Origin of the sequence: Variovorax sp. OV084 (assembly GCF_900111625.1) — a bacterium.
In the GTDB taxonomy this organism is placed as follows: Bacteria; Pseudomonadota; Gammaproteobacteria; order Burkholderiales; family Burkholderiaceae_C; genus Variovorax.
Genome location: NZ_FOII01000020.1, coordinates 41,914 through 58,723 on the forward strand (window position 1 = coordinate 41,914; position 16,810 = coordinate 58,723).

The following is a 16,810-nucleotide window of genomic DNA, read 5'->3' on the forward strand; positions in this document are numbered from 1 at the left end:
ATTGCGCCGCAGAGCACCACGATGGCATTCCCGGCTGTGGGCTCCTGCGACTCGGAGGCGGCAATCACTGCGCCGGCGCCGACTGCGAACGTCAAGGCTGCGGCGCAGCCAGCGTTCTTGAGCCATTCCAACCAGACGTTGCGAGGAGGCAGTGGCGGCAGCTTCATGGGCGCGGGCGCATCAGGACGCGAGCGGCGCGCAATGTCAGGGTTTTGCCGTCGCGACCGCACCAGCGGCTTCGGCGGCTTCGACGATCAGCCGGCTCACCAGCTTCGGCCGCGAGATCATGACCACGTGCGAAGCCCCCTTGACCACGACCGTCTTCATCGACTTCGCACGCTCGGCCATGAAAGCCAGCACTGCAGGCGGAATGTTCTTGTCGCGGTCGCCGTAGATGAACCACGATCGCACGTTCTTCCAGGCGGCGGCAGGCGCCGCTTCGCCCAGGGCACCTTCCGTGATCGGGCGTTGCGACACCGCCATCAGTTGGGCGACTGTCGGCGGCACGTCTTCGGCGAATTGCTTGCCGAACTTGTCCTGCTGGATGTAGAGGTCCTTGCCGCTGTTCGGCAGGATCACCGGTGCGGCCAGCGTCGGGCCGAGCGTGCTGCCGGGGAACTTGCCCGACAACTCGGCCGCCGACTCGCCTACCTCAGGCGCGAACGCCGCAACGAAGACCAGCGCCTGGACATTGGGCTTTCCAACTGCCGCAGCGGAAATCACCGACCCGCCATACGAATGCCCGACCAGCACGACCGGCCCGGGGATCGAACTCACGATGGCAGCCACATAGTCCGCGTCGAACTTCACGCCGCGCAGCGGATTGGCGGCCGCGACCACGGGAAAGCTGCGCGCACGCAGGTCGCGCGCCACATCGTTCCAGCTGGCCGATTCGGCGAATGCACCGTGAACCAGCACGATGGTGGGCCTGCCCGGCGACACACCCGCCGTGGCCGGACCTGCAGGGGCCGAGAAGTGCAACGCCAGGATGCCGATGGCTGTGAACGCGCGCGCGAGGATCGAAAAAATTTTCATGCTGATTTCCTTTTTTGAACGGATGGCCTGACTTGAAAACCTCGCATCCCGTGGTGGGATGCGTCGCGAGCGACAGGTACAGGCGATTGGCCTTCGCTCGTTCTGAAAACCGGTCTGCGGCGGTGAGCTGCGGTTCAACACGCGCCAGAGGCGTGCCCCCCATGCGCAAGGGCGACTGCGCATGCCTGCGTCAGCGGACTGGGACGCGGCGCGGCGCCCGTGGAGCAAATGTCCTGCACGAGCGGCGCCGCACCGATGGCAACGGCGGCAAAACGCAGTTCCGCGTTCGCCGCCTCGCCGCCCGCGACCGCACAGGCCGCAACGATGGCCAGCAACGAGGCGGCCATGTATCCCGCGCTCCAGACGCGATCCATTGCGCCTCGCGGTGCGGCGTCGATGGCTGCCTGTACGGCCTGCTCGCGTTCCTTGCGCGTGCGGCGTGGTACGCCCGATTGCGCGAGGGAATGAATGCGCTGCTTCATGGTGATTCCTCGAGGGCGCGATCGCCCTGGCCTCAGGACGGCTGGGCTCCGTTTCGCGAACATCGCGGCATGGTTCGAATGCTAGGTTTCGCATCTGGGTTGCGGTAGACATGCGGGAGGTACTGCCGTGTTGCCCGCCCGGCATCAATGTGCGACGCACCGTCAGGCGCATTGATGAAGAGGAAGCCACACGTTGAACTCGGCGCCGCGTCCGGGCCCCGCGGAGGTTGCCTTCACGAAACCGCCGTGAGCGACCGCAAGGCCATGAACCAGCGCGAGGCCGATGCCCAACCCACCGCGCGAGCCGCCCTCCCCGGTGCCGGCCTGGCTGAACAGGCCGAAGACATGCGGCAGGAACTCGTGCGCGATACCGCAGCCGCTGTCCGCCACCGCAAGCCGGGCAAAGCCGTCCTCCGAGGAAAGGCGCACCCGAACCTCACCGCCGGCGGGCGAGAACTTCATCGCGTTGTCCAGCAGGTTGCCGACGACTTGCTCCAGCCGCACCCGGTCGGCATGGCAGATCAACGGATCGGCCGCTTGCACCTCCGCGCATATGCGCCCCGAGGGCCAGCGTGCACCGAACGCGGCGACAAGATCGAGCGCGAGCGCACCGAAGTCGACCTCCGCGCGGCGCAGCGCCAGCTTGCCGGTTCGCACGCGCGAGAAATCGAGCAGGTCGTCGATCAGCCGCGTCTGGCTTTCGATGGCGCGTTGCATCGCCTGGGCGATGCCTTGCAGTTGCAACGGCATCGCGGATGCGGGCAGGCGCTGGAGCAGACTGGCGTTCATCTGGATGACGTTCAGCGGCTGCCTGAGTTCGTGCGAGATGACGGCCAGCGCCCGGTCGCGGGTCGCGCAGCGCAAGCTCGTTGCAGCACGAATGTCTTGTGGGGTCTGGAGGGCGGATTGCGCGCCCCCGGTGGGATAAAGCTTCACGAGGAATCCGTGCTTCTTGATGCGGCCACCCCGGATTCATCGCGACAGGGGGCCTCGGTGATGAACGACGTTGTTCTCTGGTGCTCGCGATCGAACGGATCGTAGGCAGCCGCATTCGCTCGGAGAAGGCTGCTGCGGTAGCGCACCGTGTTGCCGGCCAAACACCAATCGCCGGAAACCGTTCGAGGCGCATCGTTCGTCATTTCCGGACTCTTCGTTCACGCGAGCGGGGTTCCTGAATGGCCCCGCGTCGCATCCAATCGCTCCACAGCACCGACAACGGCATTTGCAGCGCATGCAACGCGCAAATCGCGATCCCTGTCACAAAACCCCGTGTCCGGCCGTCTTGCATCTCGAAGGGGCGCGTCCCCGAGGTCCGGCAGACAGTCTTCCGCCGCATCGTGCGGTCCAAACGACTGCCGCCTTCATCTTCTTGACTGGATCGTCGAATGAAAAAATTTGCGTTCGAGGCATTTCCCATCGCGAGCAAACCGATCGTCGCCATCGGACGCTGCGCGGGCCTGGCTGGAGCGCCAGCATTGCAGGAGTCCGCCAGTGGGTGACATGTATGACATCGCGGCTCGCGCCACGCCATCGCAGGCGCATGCCGGCGCCGCGCAAGGACCGGGCGAGGTCCGCTGGCGCTTCGGCGCATTCATCGTGTGGGAGACCCAGCGCCGGCTCGAAAGACTCGGGCAGAGCGTGCGCCTGGGCTCCCGTTCGTTCGAGTTGCTGCTGCAACTGCTCAGGCGCGGGGGCGACATCGTGGGCAAGGACGAGCTGCTCGCCGCCGTGTGGGCCGGCGTGGTGGTCGAGGAGTCCAGTGTCCGGGTCCACATCTCCGCGCTTCGCAAGGCCTTGGGAGAGCCGCAAGACGGGGACAACTGCAAGGAATGGATTTCGAACATTCCCCTGCGCGGCTACCGGTTCAATGGAACAGTTTTTCGCGAGCAGGTTGGCAGGCCACCTCAAGATCGATTGCCGGCGATGGCACTGCCCGCACCGTCTTTCGCGAAGCTGCCGGAGCGCCTCACCCGCCTCGTGGGCCGCGACGCCGATTTGGCGCGCGTGCTGGCGGCACTCGACACGCGCCGGCTGGTCACCATCGTCGGCGCCGGTGGCATCGGGAAGACCCGTGTCGCCATCCATGCGGCCGAATGCCATGCAGAACGCACGGCCATGCAGTTGGCCTTCATCGATCTCTCGCCACTGGTCTCGCAGGCCCATCTGGCGAGCACGGTGGCACGGTCGCTCGGCGCGCCGGCGGACACCGCCGACACGACGCGCGCCATCCTCCAGCGGCTGGCGGACCGCGATGTGCTCCTGCTGATCGATAACTGCGAGCACACGCTCGATGAACTGGCGCTGCTCCTCACCGAGCTGCTCGGCGCCCTGCCCGGCTTGCGCATCCTCGCAACCAGCCGGGAGGCAATTCGCATCGAGGGAGAACACGTCGAGCGGCTGTCGCCGCTCGCGGTGCCCGGCCCTGAATGTGCGGACCTCGTCGAAGCCATGGCGTCGCCGGCGGTCGAGCTCCTGGTCGAGCGTGCAAAGGCCGTGGGAGCCCGCGCGTTCGAGGATTCCGATGGCCAGTTGCTCGCCGCGATCACCCGGCAGATGGACGGCATTCCGCTGGCCATCGAACTGGTCGCAGCACGCCTGGGCGTCCAACCGATCGGCGATCTTGCATTCCGGCTGAACGACCACATGCGGCTCTACTCCGCAGGCAGTAGAGCAGTTCTGCCCCGGCACAGCACACTCGCCGCGGCGCTGGACTGGAGCATCGCACTGCTGGACGACGCGGAACTGCGGCTCTTTCGCCGGCTCTCGGTCTTCCGGGGACGCTTCGATGTCGAGTCGGCGCTGAGCGTCACCCGCGCGGACATGGACCCCGAAGTGGCGTTCGATGCGTTGATCTCGCTGGCCAACAAGTCGCTGGTGTCGTTCGACAACAGCGACGCCATCGCGCCCTACCGGCTGCTCGATACGACGCGAAGCTATGCCGCCGCACTTCTCGCGCAAACCGACGAGGGCCCGGCGCTGCGGCGGCGCCATGCGCTCCTCATGCGCGAGCTGATGAGCGCCGCGACCTCGGATTCGGGCGAGCTCACCGGTCAAGCCTGGAACGCGCGCTACGCGCACCGGTTGGACGATGTGCGCAGCGCACTGGACGCCTGCCTGGCGCAGCAGGACGACTGGGAGACCGGTGCCGCGCTCACCATCGCTTCAGCGCCCTTGTGGTTTCACGTCTCGCAGGTCGAGGAGTACCGCGACCGGGTCATCGCCGCGCTCGCGTGCCTCGCGCAACAGCCGGGCACGGACACAGAGACAGAGGCCTGGCTGCAGATCGCACTGGGCAACGCACTGTGGCACACCCGGGGACCGGTCCCGGAAATGGGCGCCGCCTACGATCGGGCGCTTGCCGTCGCCATCTCGGCCAGATCGGTCGTGCTGGAGCTTCAGGCCCGCTGGGGCATCTGCGTGCTGCACGCGATTCGCGGCGAGTACGCGGCCGCGCTGCACCACGCGCAGGTGCTGTTCGAGTTCGCGCAATCGACTGCCGATCCCGCCGCGCTCAACCTGGCGCATCGAATGACGGCGCTCGCAAGCCACTTCTGCGGGGATTTTGCTGCGGCGAGTGCCGGCGCCCAGGCGGCGATACTTGTCGGCGAAACGGTGCGTCAGACGCCCGTCAACCTGTTCCAGGTCGATGCCGCCGTCGCATCGAACGCCTTGCTGGCCCGCACGCTCTGGCTCCAGGGCGACGCGGCGAAGGCCATGGCCACAGCCACCCGCGCGGTGGCTCTCGCCGAGGCCGGCGGCAATGCGCTGTCGCTGTGTTTCGCGCTGTTCGGCACATGCCCCGTCGCCCTGTGGTCCGGCGAGCTCGAATTGGCGCGCAAATGGGTTCGCATGCTGCTGGACGAGACCGAGCGCAGAGGCCTGGTGTACTGGCACCAGTGGGCGCACTGCTATGCGCTGGGGCTGCAGGCGTCGACCGCGGACGACCGGGACCGCCATGTTCGCCAGGTCGCGCAGCAACTCGACGCGTTCGATGCGCCTCGCAAAGAAATGCTGGTGACTTTCTGCGCCGACTGGATCGACGACGAGACGATCGCGCGGGCCGGCTCCGGACATGGCCAATGGAGCGCGGCCGAGACCTGGCGGGCTGCAGGCCGACGCTCCGAGCTGCGCGGACTGGACGATGAGGCCGAGGCTTATTACCGGCGCGCCGTCGACACCGCCAGGGAGCAAGGCGCACTGGGGTGGGAGTTTCGTGCGGCGGCCAGCATTGCCAGGCTGTGGGTGCGCCTGGGCAAGGCGAAGGACGCCCTCGCACTGCTGGATGAGGTCTGCCGGCGCGCTGCGCCTTGCGGCGAGCACCCGGGACTTGCGCAAGCCCGTGCACTGCGAAGCGAGCTCTCCCGACCCTGAAGGACGCCGCACGGCATCAGGCGCATGGGTACAGCGCCGGATGGCCGGCCATAACAAACCTTGACAGGGCTTAACTGGCCCCGGCATGGCTTTGCGCGCAGAGTGGCCGCTTCGCTTTCATGGGGGGATTCAGGACCCCTGATCCCTCGAACCGAGAAGCCGACTCATGACAACCTCTGCCCTCCCCTCCCCCTCTTCCATCCCCCTCGCGCCACGCGCGGACCCGCTGGCCTCCAGTTTCGCCACCAGCTATGCGGGGGTGGTCGCCTTCATCGCCGTCGTCACGGAAGGCAGCTTCGCACGGGCCGCGGATCGCCTGGGCATCGGCCGTTCCGCGGTGAGCCGCAGCGTTCAGAAGCTGGAAGACCAGCTGAATGTCCGGCTCTTCTTGCGCACCACGCGAAGCACCACGCTCACGCGCGAGGGCGACCTCTTCTACGCCAACTGCCACACCGGGGTCGACCGGATCGTCCAGGCGGTGGAAGAAATGCGTGACCTGCGGCAAGGCCCGCCCCGCGGGCATCTGCGCATCAATGCCGCGGTCGGGTTCGGCCGCCGGGTGGTCGCGCCCCTGCTGGGCGAATTTCGCGCCACCTACCCGGAAGTCACCATCGACCTGTTGCTGAACGACAAGCCAACCGACTTCACCTCGGACCGCGTGGACATCGCGTTTCGCAACGGCCGCATGGAAGACGCCCAGATCATCGCCAAGCAGATCATCCCCATGCAGTTGATGCTGTGCGCCTCCCCCGCCTACCAGGAAGCCCACGGGCTGCCCGCCACCGTGGAAGCGCTGGCCCAGCACGAGTGCATCAACTTTCGCTTTTCATCCGGCCGCATCTCCGAGTGGGAGTTCAAGGTCGGAGGCCAGCCACGCAAGCTCGTGCCACAGGCCAAGCTCACTTACAACGACGCAGACCTGGTGCTGCAAGCCGTACTCGACGGCCATGGCATCGCCCAACTGCCAGGGTACCTGTCCTGCGAATCGCTAAGGACGGGTGCCTTGGTTCCCTGCCTGACCCAATACGCACCCGACGATAGCGGGCACTACATCTGCTACCTGAGCCGGCAGCACCTGCCTTCACGCATGCGCGTGTTCATCGACTTCATGACGCTGAAGATCCGCGCGGCCGACCTGGATTGCCTCACCGACCTCAGCCCGAAGCAGCAGACCGACATCGGGATTGGTGCCGACGCGACAACAGCATGAGTCCCTGCGCGGGCCTACCCCCGCACCCTGGGCGAACCTAGCATTTCAACCGTTCCACGGCCTCTTCCGCAGCACTCGCGCACCGTGGTCCGACGTTTCAATTTCAACCGCAGGAAACCATGAAGACCACACAGAACCTTTCGCGCCGACACCTGATGGCGACCGGCGCCGCCGTCGCCACCGGAACCCTCGCGTTCGGCATGCAGGAGGCAGCCGGCGCAACAACTCGCAGCTCGACCCAACCCCCAGGCGCTTCCAAGACAAACAACACCATCACGACCCCTGATGGCACGCAGATCTACTACAAAGACTGGGGCGAAGGTCCCGTCGTCACCTTTTCCCACGGATGGCCGCTCAACGCCGACGCATGGGACGGACAGATGCTCTTCCTGGCGCGCAATGGATTCCGCGTCATCGCGCACGACCGGCGCGGGCATGGCCGCTCGAGCCAGTCGTCATCGGGCAACCACATGAACGGCTACGCCGACGACCTTGCAGTTCTCTTCGAGGCACTCGACCTGAAGAAGGCCACGATGGTCGGCCATTCCACCGGCGGCGGCGAGGTGGCGCGCTACATCGGACGCCACGGCAGCAAGCGGGTGGCCAAGGCGGTGCTCATCGGCGCAGTGCCGCCGGTCATGCTGAAGTCGGTGGCGAACCCCGAAGGCCTGCCGATCGAGGTGTTCGACGGCCTTCGCGCTGGGGTGGCCGGCGACCGCTCGCAGTTCTACAAGGATTTCGCCATCCCGTTCTTCGGCGCCAACCGCCCAGGTGCGAAGGTGTCGCAGGGCATCCTCGACCAGTTCTGGCTTTGGAGCATGCAATGCGGCCAGAAGAATTCCTACGAGTGCATCAAGGCCTTCTCCGAAACCGACTTCACCGAAGACCTGAAGAAGATCGATGTGCCCACGCTGATCATGCATGGCGAGGACGACCAGATCGTGCCCATCCACGACTCGGCGAAGAAGTCCGTGCAGCTCGTCAAGGGCGCCAAGGCGATCTACTACCCCGGCGCGCCGCACGGGCTCACCGCCACGATGCAGGACAAGATCAATGCAGACCTGCTTGCCTTTCTCAAAAGCTGAACCGCGTACACGACCGACTGACCCCGCCCTTGCACCATGCTGAATCTATTGCTGCAAACCACGATCGAAGGAGACCCGGACGACTGGAACATTTCGCGCTTCAGTCAGCTCGGTTCGTTTCTCTCGCAGCTGCAGGACGACAACGGTCGGCCCGCCTTCCGCGTGACCGCGCGAGACCGCACCCCGCGGGCGACGCCCGATCCGGTGCTGTCGACGCTGGATGAATCGGACTTCGACCAGCTCTGGCTCTTTGCCGTCGATACCGGCGACGGCCTGACGCCGGAAGATTGCGCGAGCATCAGCCGATTCCGCCATCGCGGCGGCGGCCTCATGGTCACGCGCGACCACATGGACCTGGGCAGTTCGATCTGCAACCTCAGCGGCGTTGGCGCCGCGCACCACTTCCACAGCCGTAACTGCGAGCCCGAGACCAATCGCCAGCGCCTTGACAACCCGTTCTCGGGCCCGATCTCCTGGCCCAATTACCACTCGGGCGCCAATGGCGACTACCAGCGCATCCGCTCGGTTGGCAGCATCCATCCGGTGATGCGTGACAGGCGCTCGGCGACCGGCGTGATCCAGTACCTGCCCGCGCATCCGCATGAAGGCACCGTCGGGGTACCGCCCGGCGATTCGAGTTGCCGCGTCGTCATGGAAGGACAGAGCTCGATCTCCGGCAGGCGCTACAACATTGCGGTCGCGTTCGAGCGCTCGGAGCACGGCGGCAGGGCGATTGCGCAGTCGACCTTCCACCACTTCGCGGACTACAACTGGGACCCCTCGGCCGGCTGTCCCTCCTTCGTGGCTGAGCCCGCCGGGGACGGGATCGTCCGCTTTTCCGAAGCGCTGCGCTCGACGAAGCAGTACGTGCGCAACGTCGCCTTCTGGCTCAACGCCTGAGAAGGCTCCAAGGAAAACCAATGCACGACACGCTGCAAATCACCACGCCCGGCGGGAACATCCCTTCGTACGTCGCACGTCCGCAGAAGCTCCCCGCGCCGGTCATCGTCGTCGTCCACGAAGTCTTCGGCGTCAATACCGACATGCGCCAGTCGTGCGACGAGCTTGCGGCGCAAGGCTACCTGGCCGTCTGCCCCGACCTGTTCTGGCGGATCGCCCCGGCCGTCGAACTCACCGACCGGACGGAGCCGGAGCGTGCGCAGGCCCTGGCGCTGTACAACGCCTTCGACATCGATGCCGGTGTGAACGACATCGCCGCCGTCGTGAACGCCGCCCGCGGCACGCCGGGTGCCACGGGCAGGGTCGGTGTCGTCGGCTACTGTCTCGGTGGCCTGTTGGCCTTCCTCACGGCCGCGCGCGCAGGCGCCGATGCGGTGGTCGGCTACTACCCCGGAAACGCGGACAAATACATCGGGGAGGCGAGCCGCATCGCCAGCCCGCTGATCGTTCATCTGGCGGAGAAGGACGAATACATCCCGGTCGATGCGCAGCGGAAGATTTCGTCCGCCCTGGCGAACCATCCGCAGGCGCAGGCCTACAGCTATCCCGGTTGCGACCACGCCTTTGCACGCCATCGCGGCATCAGCTACGACGCCGAAGCAGCCGCTCTGGCCAACGGCAGGACAGCCGCCTTCCTGGCACTGCATTTGCAAGGCGACTGAGGCTCCGGCGGGGCCGTCGGCAGCAATGGCTTTCCAAGGTGAAAATCGGCGGACGGCGCGAGACGGCTTCGCCATGGCGGCGAGTCTTCAGGGCCGGACTGACATTCCGGTTCCGGTCCCGCGGGCCTCACTTGAAGGAGTCAACCATGCTGCGTCTCTACGACAGTCGTCTATCGGGCAACTCATGGAAAATTCGCATCCTGCTGAGCCAGTTGGGGTTGGCCTACGAACGCATCACGCTGGACCTGCAGAAAGGCGAAACCCGCGAACCAGCATTTCTCCAGATCAGCCGGTTCGCGCGCGTGCCGGTTCTCGTGCTGGAAGACGGTCGCCCGATCGTCGAATCGGGCGCGATCCTGCTGCATCTCGCCGAGGGCACGCCCTACCTGCCCGACGACCCGTACCTGCGGGCCGAAGTCACGGCCTGGCTTTTCTTCGAGCAGGCCGACCTGCAGAAAGCCATCGCCATCCCGCGCGTACTTCATTTGCGCGGCCTTGCACAGGCCAGGCAGCAAGACATCGACAGGTTCCATGCCGACGGATACCCGAGCCTCGAAAAACTAGACCAGTGGCTGCTCGTGCGCACATGGCTCGTGGGCGAGCACTACACCATCGCCGACCTCGCCGTCTCGGCCTATGTTGCATTGGCCGGGCAAGGCGGCTACGACATGGCGCGCTTCACCGGCATTCGCGACTGGGTGGCGCGCGTGCAGAAGCAGCGCGGCTGGGTGCGCCTGATTCCCGAAGACGGCCCTGCGGCCAACGCCTGACCCGCGCCTGCATCGAGCTTCGACGTGACGGCCCTGCGGTCGCCGCGGCTGCGCCATGGATCGTTCGAATTTCCGGGACCGTGCGTACAAGCGCCGACGCCTTCTCAACCCCCAGCGGACTCCCTACGATTTGCCTGCGTCCATCTTGAACCGGACCGGACGCAAACCCCCTCATTGTTGTTGGCTGGTGTGCCTGCCGCGCAGGCTGAAGAGGAATGTGATGACGAGTCGTGCCTCCCTGATCGAAATGACCGCCGCCGCGCGCGCTGCCATTGCGGACCCTTCCCGCATCACCCTCGTGGGCCGGCTCCCGGAACCGAGGTTCGAACTCTTCCATGCGGCGAGCTCGCTGTGCTCGCAGAAGGTGCGCACGGTGCTGCACGAGAAAGCGCTTTCGTACCGCTCCAACGACATGCTGATCCTGAGCACCATGGGAAGCGAGGGTTTGATCCCGGCCGAACACTACAGCCCCGCCTACATCCGGTTGCGCCTGGTCGCTGCGCGCGAGTTGAACCGGGAATTCGTCAGCGGCTACAGCGGACGGACCTCGGTGGAGACCGAAGGCTTCGACCCCTGCGTCGTGCCACTGCTCGTCGATTACGAGGCCGGCCGCGTGATTGCCGATTCGCAGCGCATCTGCATCTACCTCGATGGCGTATCGCGCACGCCGCTCCAGCTCGTTCCCGACGCGCCCGCTGCGCGCGCCGAGGTGATGCGCCAGGTCGGCATCGTCGACAGGGTTCCCAATGGCGCCCTGCTCTACGGCTTTCATCCGGATGCGGACCTGCGGCCCGAGGTGCTCAAGGCGTCGATGCAGACGGTCTACGACTACAAGGTCATGGCGCTCGAGCGCCTGGTGGCCGACAACGCGGGCGAACCCGAGCTGGTGGCCGCCTACCGCGCCAAGATCGCGAAGGAAAGCGGCGGCAAGAAGGTGTGCCATGACGCGGCCTTCCAGCGTGCTGCGCGCCAGCAGACGGGGCAGTTGCTGAGCGACCTGGAACGCGACTTGGCCGCGGGTTCGTTCGGCTGCACAAGGGGGCACAGCTTCTCGCTCGCGGACGTGCTCTGGGGTGTGAACCTTGTGCGCCTGAACTATCTCGGGCTGGCGTCGATGTGGGACGCACTGCCCCACGTTACGCGCTATTTCAACGTGCTGGCCAAGCGGCCTTCGCTGTGCAAGGAAGCGATCCGGGCGTCGCTCGATTCGATGCCGCACTCCCGCTACATGGATGCCGTAGCGGACTGCACGGCCGAAGCCGTCGCCTGATTTTTCCGCGGCATGGCGCGCACCTGCCGCCCGCCGCATCTTTAGCCACCGATCCGGTCACCCGTCACGTCGTGATGGCGGGCGACTTCATCCTGCTTTTCGTGAACACGGAGCCAAGCCTTGAATGCCGTTCGCCAGCCAACCCGCGTAGTCCCAAGCGCCCCCGGTCTTCGCCGCGCGCTCGAGGCTCTTGCCACGCGGCGCATCACCGTCTCCGGCCTGATCGAGCAGGCGCTCGATGCGGCAGAGGCCGGCAAGCGCGAGCTGCATGCATTCGCTGCCATCGATTGGGACGGCGCACTGCGGGCTGCGGCGGAAAGCGAACGACGCTATGCGCAAGGCCGGCAACGGCCGCTGGAGGGACTAGCCATCGGCGTGAAGGACCTGATCGACACCGAAGGCATCGAGACCAGTTACGGCTCGGCCGCCTACCTGGGGCACGTTCCGACCGTAGACGCCGACGTCGTGCGCGCATTGATCGAGCGCGGCGCCATTCCCATCGGCAAAACGACCACGCACGAATTCGCATGGGGCGTGACTACGGCCAGCGCCGCTTTCGGCGATGCGCTGAACCCGCTGGACCGCACGCGCATTCCCGGTGGCTCCAGCGGCGGTGCAGCCGCGGCCATCGCCTACGGTGCTGTGGCGGCCGGCCTGGGCACGGACACCGGCGGATCGGTGCGGATTCCGGCCGCGCTGTGCGGAGTCGTCGGCTTCAAGCCGACCTTCGGCGCGCTGTCCACGCGGGGCATCTTTCCGCTGGCCCCGACGCTGGACCATCCCGGCTTTCTTGGCGAGACCGTCGACGATATCGCGATGCTCGCGAACGCCTTCCGCATCGAGGTGCCGCGAAACGCCGCACATCCACACGCACGCCTGGGCATCATCCGCGAGATCGCGCCCGTGCCGTTGAGCGACGAGGTCGCCGCCGCGTTCGACGCCGCCGTCGCAACACTCGAAGGGGTCTTCGCTTGCACCACGCTCGATGCGCCAGGGCTGTTCGACAGTGTCTTCGAGGCCTTCGCACACATCGTCCTGACCGAAGGCGGCGCCGAGCACTTCAGGCGAAGCGACGCCGATCGCATCGCAGCCGATTACGGCCGCGAGACCATCGAACGGCTGGAACGTGCCAAGACGATGACGCTGGGCGACTACGCACGCGCGCATCAATCGCGGCGCGACTTCACCGCCCGGCTGCATCGCGCGATGTCGGCGGTCGATTGCCTCGTGCTGCCGACCTGTCCCTGCACCGCGCCGCGGGTGAGCCAGGCCTCGATCGATATCGGCACCTGGTCGGGCACGGTCCGGGAGGCACTGATGACCTACACCGCGCCCTTCAATGTCGCGGGCTTCCCGGCGATCTCGATCCCTCTCGCAGCCCGCGACGGCTTGCTGCCCGCAGCTCTGCAGATCGTGGCGAAGCCCGGCCACGATGCGGCCCTCTTGCAGACCGCGCAGCAGATGGAACAGCTACTGCGCCCGGTGTCCGCGACCCACTCAATCCACCCGACACGCTGACAGACCCCCAACACAACCAGGAGCACCAAGTGAACGACACACCCACCCTTCAAAACGCCGAACGTCCTGCGCCTCCCGGCACGGCCGCCGGCCAGACACCCTACAGCGCATGGATACAGACCGACACGTTGCACTCGCTGCAGCGCACCGTCAGCGACCATCCGGGCGAACACGCGTGGATCGTTCACGTGCAGGTGTCCGAGCTCTACTGGATGCTCATCATCAAGGAGATCCACACGGCCCAAGCGTTCCTGCGCGAGGACAACCTGACGCAGGCCTGGCGCACGCTGCTGCGGGTCGTCGCGCACCAAGCGCCGCTGGACGCGATCTGGCGCTCGATCGCCTGGATGACGCCGAACGACCTGCTCGCGATTCTTTCGCGCGCCGTCGCCACGCACGGCAAGGACACGGCGCTGCAGGGGTGGACCTATCGGCACATGGTCTACCTGCTGGGCATCAAGCAGGCCGAGCACCTGCAGCACTTCGAACCGCAACCCCACCGCCGGGAACAGCTCGGCAAGGCGCTCGCCGAACCCAGTCTCTACGACGACGTGCTTGCCTTCCTCCGGCGCAGGGGGATGAGCGTGCCGGCGGAGGTGCTCGCGCGAGATCTGAGCGCTCCCTACAACCCGAGCAAGGAAGTCGAGCAGGTCTGGCGCCAGATCTACGCCGACCCGAACGCGAACATCGAACTCCAGCAGCTCGGCGAGACCCTGGCCGACATTGCCGAGGGGTTCTGCAACTGGAAATTCCGGCACCTGATGGCAACGCGACGAACCTTCGGCGCGCGTCCCGCGTACTTCGGCACCGAGGGCGTCGCTTGGCTCGCACCGACGATGGAAGAGATCCCGTTCCCCGAACTCTGGTCGGCGCGCACCTTCATTGGAGATCCGCCGCCCGTGTGTCCGCACATGACTAGGCAAGGGAAATGAATTTCCCGATCGTTCGCGATTCCCGGACCGAGCGTGCAAGAAGCAAGGTCTTCTCAGGCATCCGTGGCGTACCTACGATTTCCCTCGGCTTCGCGCTATCCAGTTAATTACAAAACCAATTCTTGAGAGACAACCTTGTCAGCCAACCTACTGATGGAGATTCTGGAAATGAATGCAACACCGGCCATCGACGACATCATCCGGGAGCGACGCAGCAAGCGCGGCTTTCTCGAGCGGCCCGTTCCGCTCGACACGGTGAAAGACATCCTGTCGACCGCGAGCCATGCTCCCAGCTCGAGCAACACACAGCCCTGGCGCTGCTATGTCGTGACCGGCGAAACCCGCGACCGCGTTACCAAAGCAGCGGTCGCGGAATTCCGCGCCAACCATGCGACGCTGGCACCGGAATACCCGTTCTTTCCCCAGCCACTGCACGACCCGTATGCGAGCCGCTTCAACACCTTTCGCGGCCAGCTCGGCGATGCGCAGGGCGTGCACCGCAGCGACAAGACCGGGCGCCTGCGCGACGTGGAGCGCCAGTTCCTTTTCTTCGACGCACCAGTCGGGATCATCTTCACGATGGACCGCCGCCTCGAATGGGCCAGTTTTCTCTGCTATGGCTGCTTCCTCCAGAACATCATGCTGGCCGCCAAGGCCCGGGGCCTGGACACCTGCCCGCAGCAGATCTGGTCGCTGCAACACCATGTGCTGCGCGCCGAGCTGGGCATTCCCCAGGGCGAGATGGTGATTGCCGGCATGTCGATGGGCTGGGCCAACAACGGCATGCCGGAGAACTGCATGACCTTGCATAAAACACCGGTCGAGCAATTCGCCTCGTTCGCTCAATAGTCACCAACCGCACTCACACAAGGGTACTCACATGTCGATCATCAAAGGCTTTCATCACCTAACGGCCTGCGTCAGCGGCGCGCAGGAAGACGTGGATTTTTACGTGAAGCTGCTGGGCCAGAGCCTGGTCAAGAAAACGGTGCTGCTGGACGGCGAGGAGCCGGTCTACCACCTCTACTACGGCAATGCACAAGGCGACGCCGGCACGCTGGTCACCTCGTTCCCCTTCAAGCAGAAAGGCGTGAAGGGGCGCCGCGGCTCGGGCCAGATCAAGGTCATCAACTACTCGGTGCCGGCGGGCTCGCTGGACTTCTGGCGCGACCGCTTTAGCGCCCGCGACGTGATCTTCGACAAGGCCGTCGTCGAGCGCTTCGGTGAGCAGCGCCAGCGCTTTCAGCACCCATGCGGCATTGAGTTCGACTTGGTGGCCTCCGATCAGGACACGCGCCCGCCCTGCGTTGCAGACGACATTCCGGCGCAATTCGCGATCCGTGGCGTGCACAGCATCACGCTGTCGCTGCGCGAGGTCGATGAATCCATCATCTTCATGAAGGAGGCACTGGACTTCCACTACGCCGGCCAATCCGGCCCGCACCATCGTTTCGAAACCGCCGACGGCAAGCCCGGCACCATCGTCGAATTCGTGCATGAGCCCGACCGCCTGCAGGGCTCGTCCATCTACGGCGAAGGCACGATCCATCACGTGGCCTTCGCGGTGGACAGCGTCGATCAGCAGATGCAGATCAAGGAAAAGCTGATGTCGATGGGTCACATTGACACCTCCGAATCCGTCAACCGCAACTACTTCCGCTCGATGTATTTCAAGATGCCGGGCGGCGTCATGTTCGAGGCTGCGACCACCGACATCGGCTTTGCCATCGACGAAAAGCCGGGCCATTTCGGCGCCGAGTTCCAGCTGCCGCCATGGCTGCGCGACCGCAAGGACGAGCTGCTCGCTCGCCTGGAACCCATTGCCGTCTGAGCGCGCGCAAGTCGTCTTCTTCTTTGTTTGCTTCCCACACAGGTCAACCCATGTCCAAACCCAAGGTTCTCATCGCTTTCTATTCCCGCAACAGCTCCACCGAGCTTCTCGCCAAGGCCGTCGCGCAAGGCGCCATGGCCGAAGGCGCGGAAGTCCGGCTCCGCCGCGCGCGGGAATTCGTCGCACCGGAGGTCATGCGCCAGGTGCCCGAGTGGTCCGAGCGGGCCAGCGAAATGAACGCCAAATACGAAGCCCCGACCGAGGCGGACGCCGAGTGGGCGGATGCGATCGTCTTCGGCACGCCGACACGCTTCGGCTCCATTGCCGCCGAACTCAAGGCCTACATCGACTCGCTCGGCGGCCTCTGGTTCCAGGGCAAGCTCAACGGCAAGGCCGGCTCGGTGTTCGGCTCGACGTCTTCCAGGCATGGCGGCAACGAGGCAACGCTGCTGTCGCTCTACGGCCCGATGGCGCACCTGGGCCTGATCATCGTGCCGCTGGGTTATGCCGATCCGGCGATGTTCGCGGCAGGCACGCCCTATGGCGCGACCCACGTCTCGAACAGGGACTCGGTGATGCCGGGCGCCGAGGACCTTGCCGTGGCGACTTACCAGGGCCGGCGCGTCGCGTCGGTGGCGCGGTCGCTACGCATGGCGCAGCCGGTGGCGGAAGCAGCCTGATACG

16 protein-coding genes are annotated in these 16,810 nt (G+C 65.8%); 12 read left to right on the forward strand and 4 right to left on the reverse strand.

The window, feature by feature from the left end; translation table 11 throughout:
- Nucleotides 1-204 precede the first annotated feature (204 nt).
- The 4 genes from BMW87_RS29730 to BMW87_RS34855 form a co-directional block, all read right to left on the reverse strand.
- Nucleotides 205-1,035, reverse strand: coding sequence for an alpha/beta fold hydrolase (locus tag BMW87_RS29730; protein WP_093081194.1), 831 nt, complete (start codon nucleotides 1,033-1,035; stop codon nucleotides 205-207).
- Nucleotides 1,036-1,169: 134 nt separating this feature from the next.
- Nucleotides 1,170-1,517 (reverse strand): hypothetical protein, encoded by a 348-nt coding sequence (locus tag BMW87_RS29735; protein WP_256216975.1) that lies wholly within the window; start codon nucleotides 1,515-1,517, stop codon nucleotides 1,170-1,172.
- A gap of 162 nt (nucleotides 1,518-1,679) precedes the next feature.
- On the reverse strand, nucleotides 1,680-2,453 hold the full coding sequence (locus tag BMW87_RS29740; RefSeq protein WP_093081197.1) for a sensor histidine kinase: 774 nt from the start codon (nucleotides 2,451-2,453) through the stop codon (nucleotides 1,680-1,682).
- The gene (locus tag BMW87_RS34855; RefSeq protein ID WP_143062622.1) at nucleotides 2,450-2,656 is read right to left on the reverse strand and encodes a hypothetical protein; all 207 of its coding nucleotides are present in this window, start codon (nucleotides 2,654-2,656) and stop codon (nucleotides 2,450-2,452) included. The genes BMW87_RS29740 and BMW87_RS34855 overlap by 4 nt, the downstream gene beginning before the upstream one ends.
- 361 nt (nucleotides 2,657-3,017) lie before the next feature.
- On the opposite strand from BMW87_RS34855, the gene BMW87_RS29745 reads away from it, so the two are divergent.
- The 12 genes from BMW87_RS29745 (at nucleotide 3,018) to wrbA (ending at nucleotide 16,806) form a co-directional block, all read left to right on the forward strand.
- Nucleotides 3,018-5,888, forward strand: coding sequence for an ATP-binding protein (locus BMW87_RS29745; protein ID WP_093081199.1), 2,871 nt, complete (start codon nucleotides 3,018-3,020; stop codon nucleotides 5,886-5,888).
- 166 nt (nucleotides 5,889-6,054) lie between these two features.
- Entirely contained in the window at nucleotides 6,055-7,098 is a 1,044-nt protein-coding gene (locus BMW87_RS29750) for a LysR family transcriptional regulator (RefSeq protein ID WP_093081202.1), read from the forward strand.
- Between the two features lie 119 nt (nucleotides 7,099-7,217).
- Nucleotides 7,218-8,183 (forward strand): alpha/beta fold hydrolase, encoded by a 966-nt coding sequence (locus BMW87_RS29755; RefSeq protein WP_093081204.1) that lies wholly within the window; start codon nucleotides 7,218-7,220, stop codon nucleotides 8,181-8,183.
- Nucleotides 8,184-8,219: 36 nt separating this feature from the next.
- A complete protein-coding gene (locus BMW87_RS29760) occupies nucleotides 8,220-9,083 on the forward strand; it encodes a hypothetical protein (RefSeq protein ID WP_093081207.1) in 864 nt (287 codons plus the stop codon).
- Nucleotides 9,084-9,103: 20 nt separating this feature from the next.
- On the forward strand, nucleotides 9,104-9,805 hold the full coding sequence (locus BMW87_RS29765) for a dienelactone hydrolase family protein (RefSeq protein WP_093081209.1): 702 nt from the start codon (nucleotides 9,104-9,106) through the stop codon (nucleotides 9,803-9,805).
- A 146-nt stretch (nucleotides 9,806-9,951) separates the two neighbouring features.
- Nucleotides 9,952-10,575, forward strand: coding sequence for a glutathione S-transferase family protein (locus BMW87_RS29770; RefSeq protein ID WP_093081212.1), 624 nt, complete (start codon nucleotides 9,952-9,954; stop codon nucleotides 10,573-10,575).
- A gap of 220 nt (nucleotides 10,576-10,795) precedes the next feature.
- Complete coding sequence (locus tag BMW87_RS29775) at nucleotides 10,796-11,845, forward strand: glutathione S-transferase family protein (protein ID WP_093081214.1); 1,050 nt, start codon at nucleotides 10,796-10,798, stop codon at nucleotides 11,843-11,845.
- A gap of 120 nt (nucleotides 11,846-11,965) precedes the next feature.
- A complete protein-coding gene (locus BMW87_RS29780) occupies nucleotides 11,966-13,363 on the forward strand; it encodes an amidase (protein WP_093081217.1) in 1,398 nt (465 codons plus the stop codon).
- A 29-nt stretch (nucleotides 13,364-13,392) separates the two neighbouring features.
- On the forward strand, nucleotides 13,393-14,295 hold the full coding sequence (locus BMW87_RS29785) for a tryptophan 2,3-dioxygenase (RefSeq protein ID WP_093081219.1): 903 nt from the start codon (nucleotides 13,393-13,395) through the stop codon (nucleotides 14,293-14,295).
- Between the two features lie 168 nt (nucleotides 14,296-14,463).
- Entirely contained in the window at nucleotides 14,464-15,144 is a 681-nt protein-coding gene (locus BMW87_RS29790) for a nitroreductase (protein ID WP_093081313.1), read from the forward strand.
- A gap of 31 nt (nucleotides 15,145-15,175) precedes the next feature.
- Complete coding sequence (locus BMW87_RS29795) at nucleotides 15,176-16,126, forward strand: ring-cleaving dioxygenase (RefSeq protein ID WP_093081222.1); 951 nt, start codon at nucleotides 15,176-15,178, stop codon at nucleotides 16,124-16,126.
- Nucleotides 16,127-16,176: 50 nt separating this feature from the next.
- Nucleotides 16,177-16,806 carry an NAD(P)H:quinone oxidoreductase gene (wrbA, locus tag BMW87_RS29800; RefSeq protein ID WP_093081224.1) on the forward strand — a complete coding sequence of 210 codons (630 nt, stop codon included), beginning with the start codon at nucleotides 16,177-16,179 and terminating at the stop codon, nucleotides 16,804-16,806.
- Nucleotides 16,807-16,810: the final 4 nt, after the last annotated feature.

Coding starts and splice junctions, on each gene's coding strand:
- BMW87_RS29770 (WP_093081212.1), top strand. CDS start 9,952: ATGCTGCGTCTCTACGACAGTCGTCTATCGGGCAACTCATGGAAAATT.
- BMW87_RS29795 (WP_093081222.1), top strand. CDS start 15,176: ATGTCGATCATCAAAGGCTTTCATCACCTAACGGCCTGCGTCAGCGGC.
- BMW87_RS29755 (WP_093081204.1), top strand. CDS start 7,218: ATGAAGACCACACAGAACCTTTCGCGCCGACACCTGATGGCGACCGGC.
- BMW87_RS29760 (WP_093081207.1), top strand. CDS start 8,220: ATGCTGAATCTATTGCTGCAAACCACGATCGAAGGAGACCCGGACGAC.
- BMW87_RS29735 (WP_256216975.1), bottom strand. CDS start 1,517: ATGAAGCAGCGCATTCATTCCCTCGCGCAATCGGGCGTACCACGCCGC.
- BMW87_RS34855 (WP_143062622.1), bottom strand. CDS start 2,656: ATGACGAACGATGCGCCTCGAACGGTTTCCGGCGATTGGTGTTTGGCC.
- BMW87_RS29750 (WP_093081202.1), top strand. CDS start 6,055: ATGACAACCTCTGCCCTCCCCTCCCCCTCTTCCATCCCCCTCGCGCCA.
- BMW87_RS29730 (WP_093081194.1), bottom strand. CDS start 1,035: ATGAAAATTTTTTCGATCCTCGCGCGCGCGTTCACAGCCATCGGCATC.
- BMW87_RS29745 (WP_093081199.1), top strand. CDS start 3,018: ATGTATGACATCGCGGCTCGCGCCACGCCATCGCAGGCGCATGCCGGC.
- BMW87_RS29765 (WP_093081209.1), top strand. CDS start 9,104: ATGCACGACACGCTGCAAATCACCACGCCCGGCGGGAACATCCCTTCG.
- BMW87_RS29790 (WP_093081313.1), top strand. CDS start 14,464: ATGAATGCAACACCGGCCATCGACGACATCATCCGGGAGCGACGCAGC.
- BMW87_RS29775 (WP_093081214.1), top strand. CDS start 10,796: ATGACGAGTCGTGCCTCCCTGATCGAAATGACCGCCGCCGCGCGCGCT.
- wrbA (WP_093081224.1), top strand. CDS start 16,177: ATGTCCAAACCCAAGGTTCTCATCGCTTTCTATTCCCGCAACAGCTCC.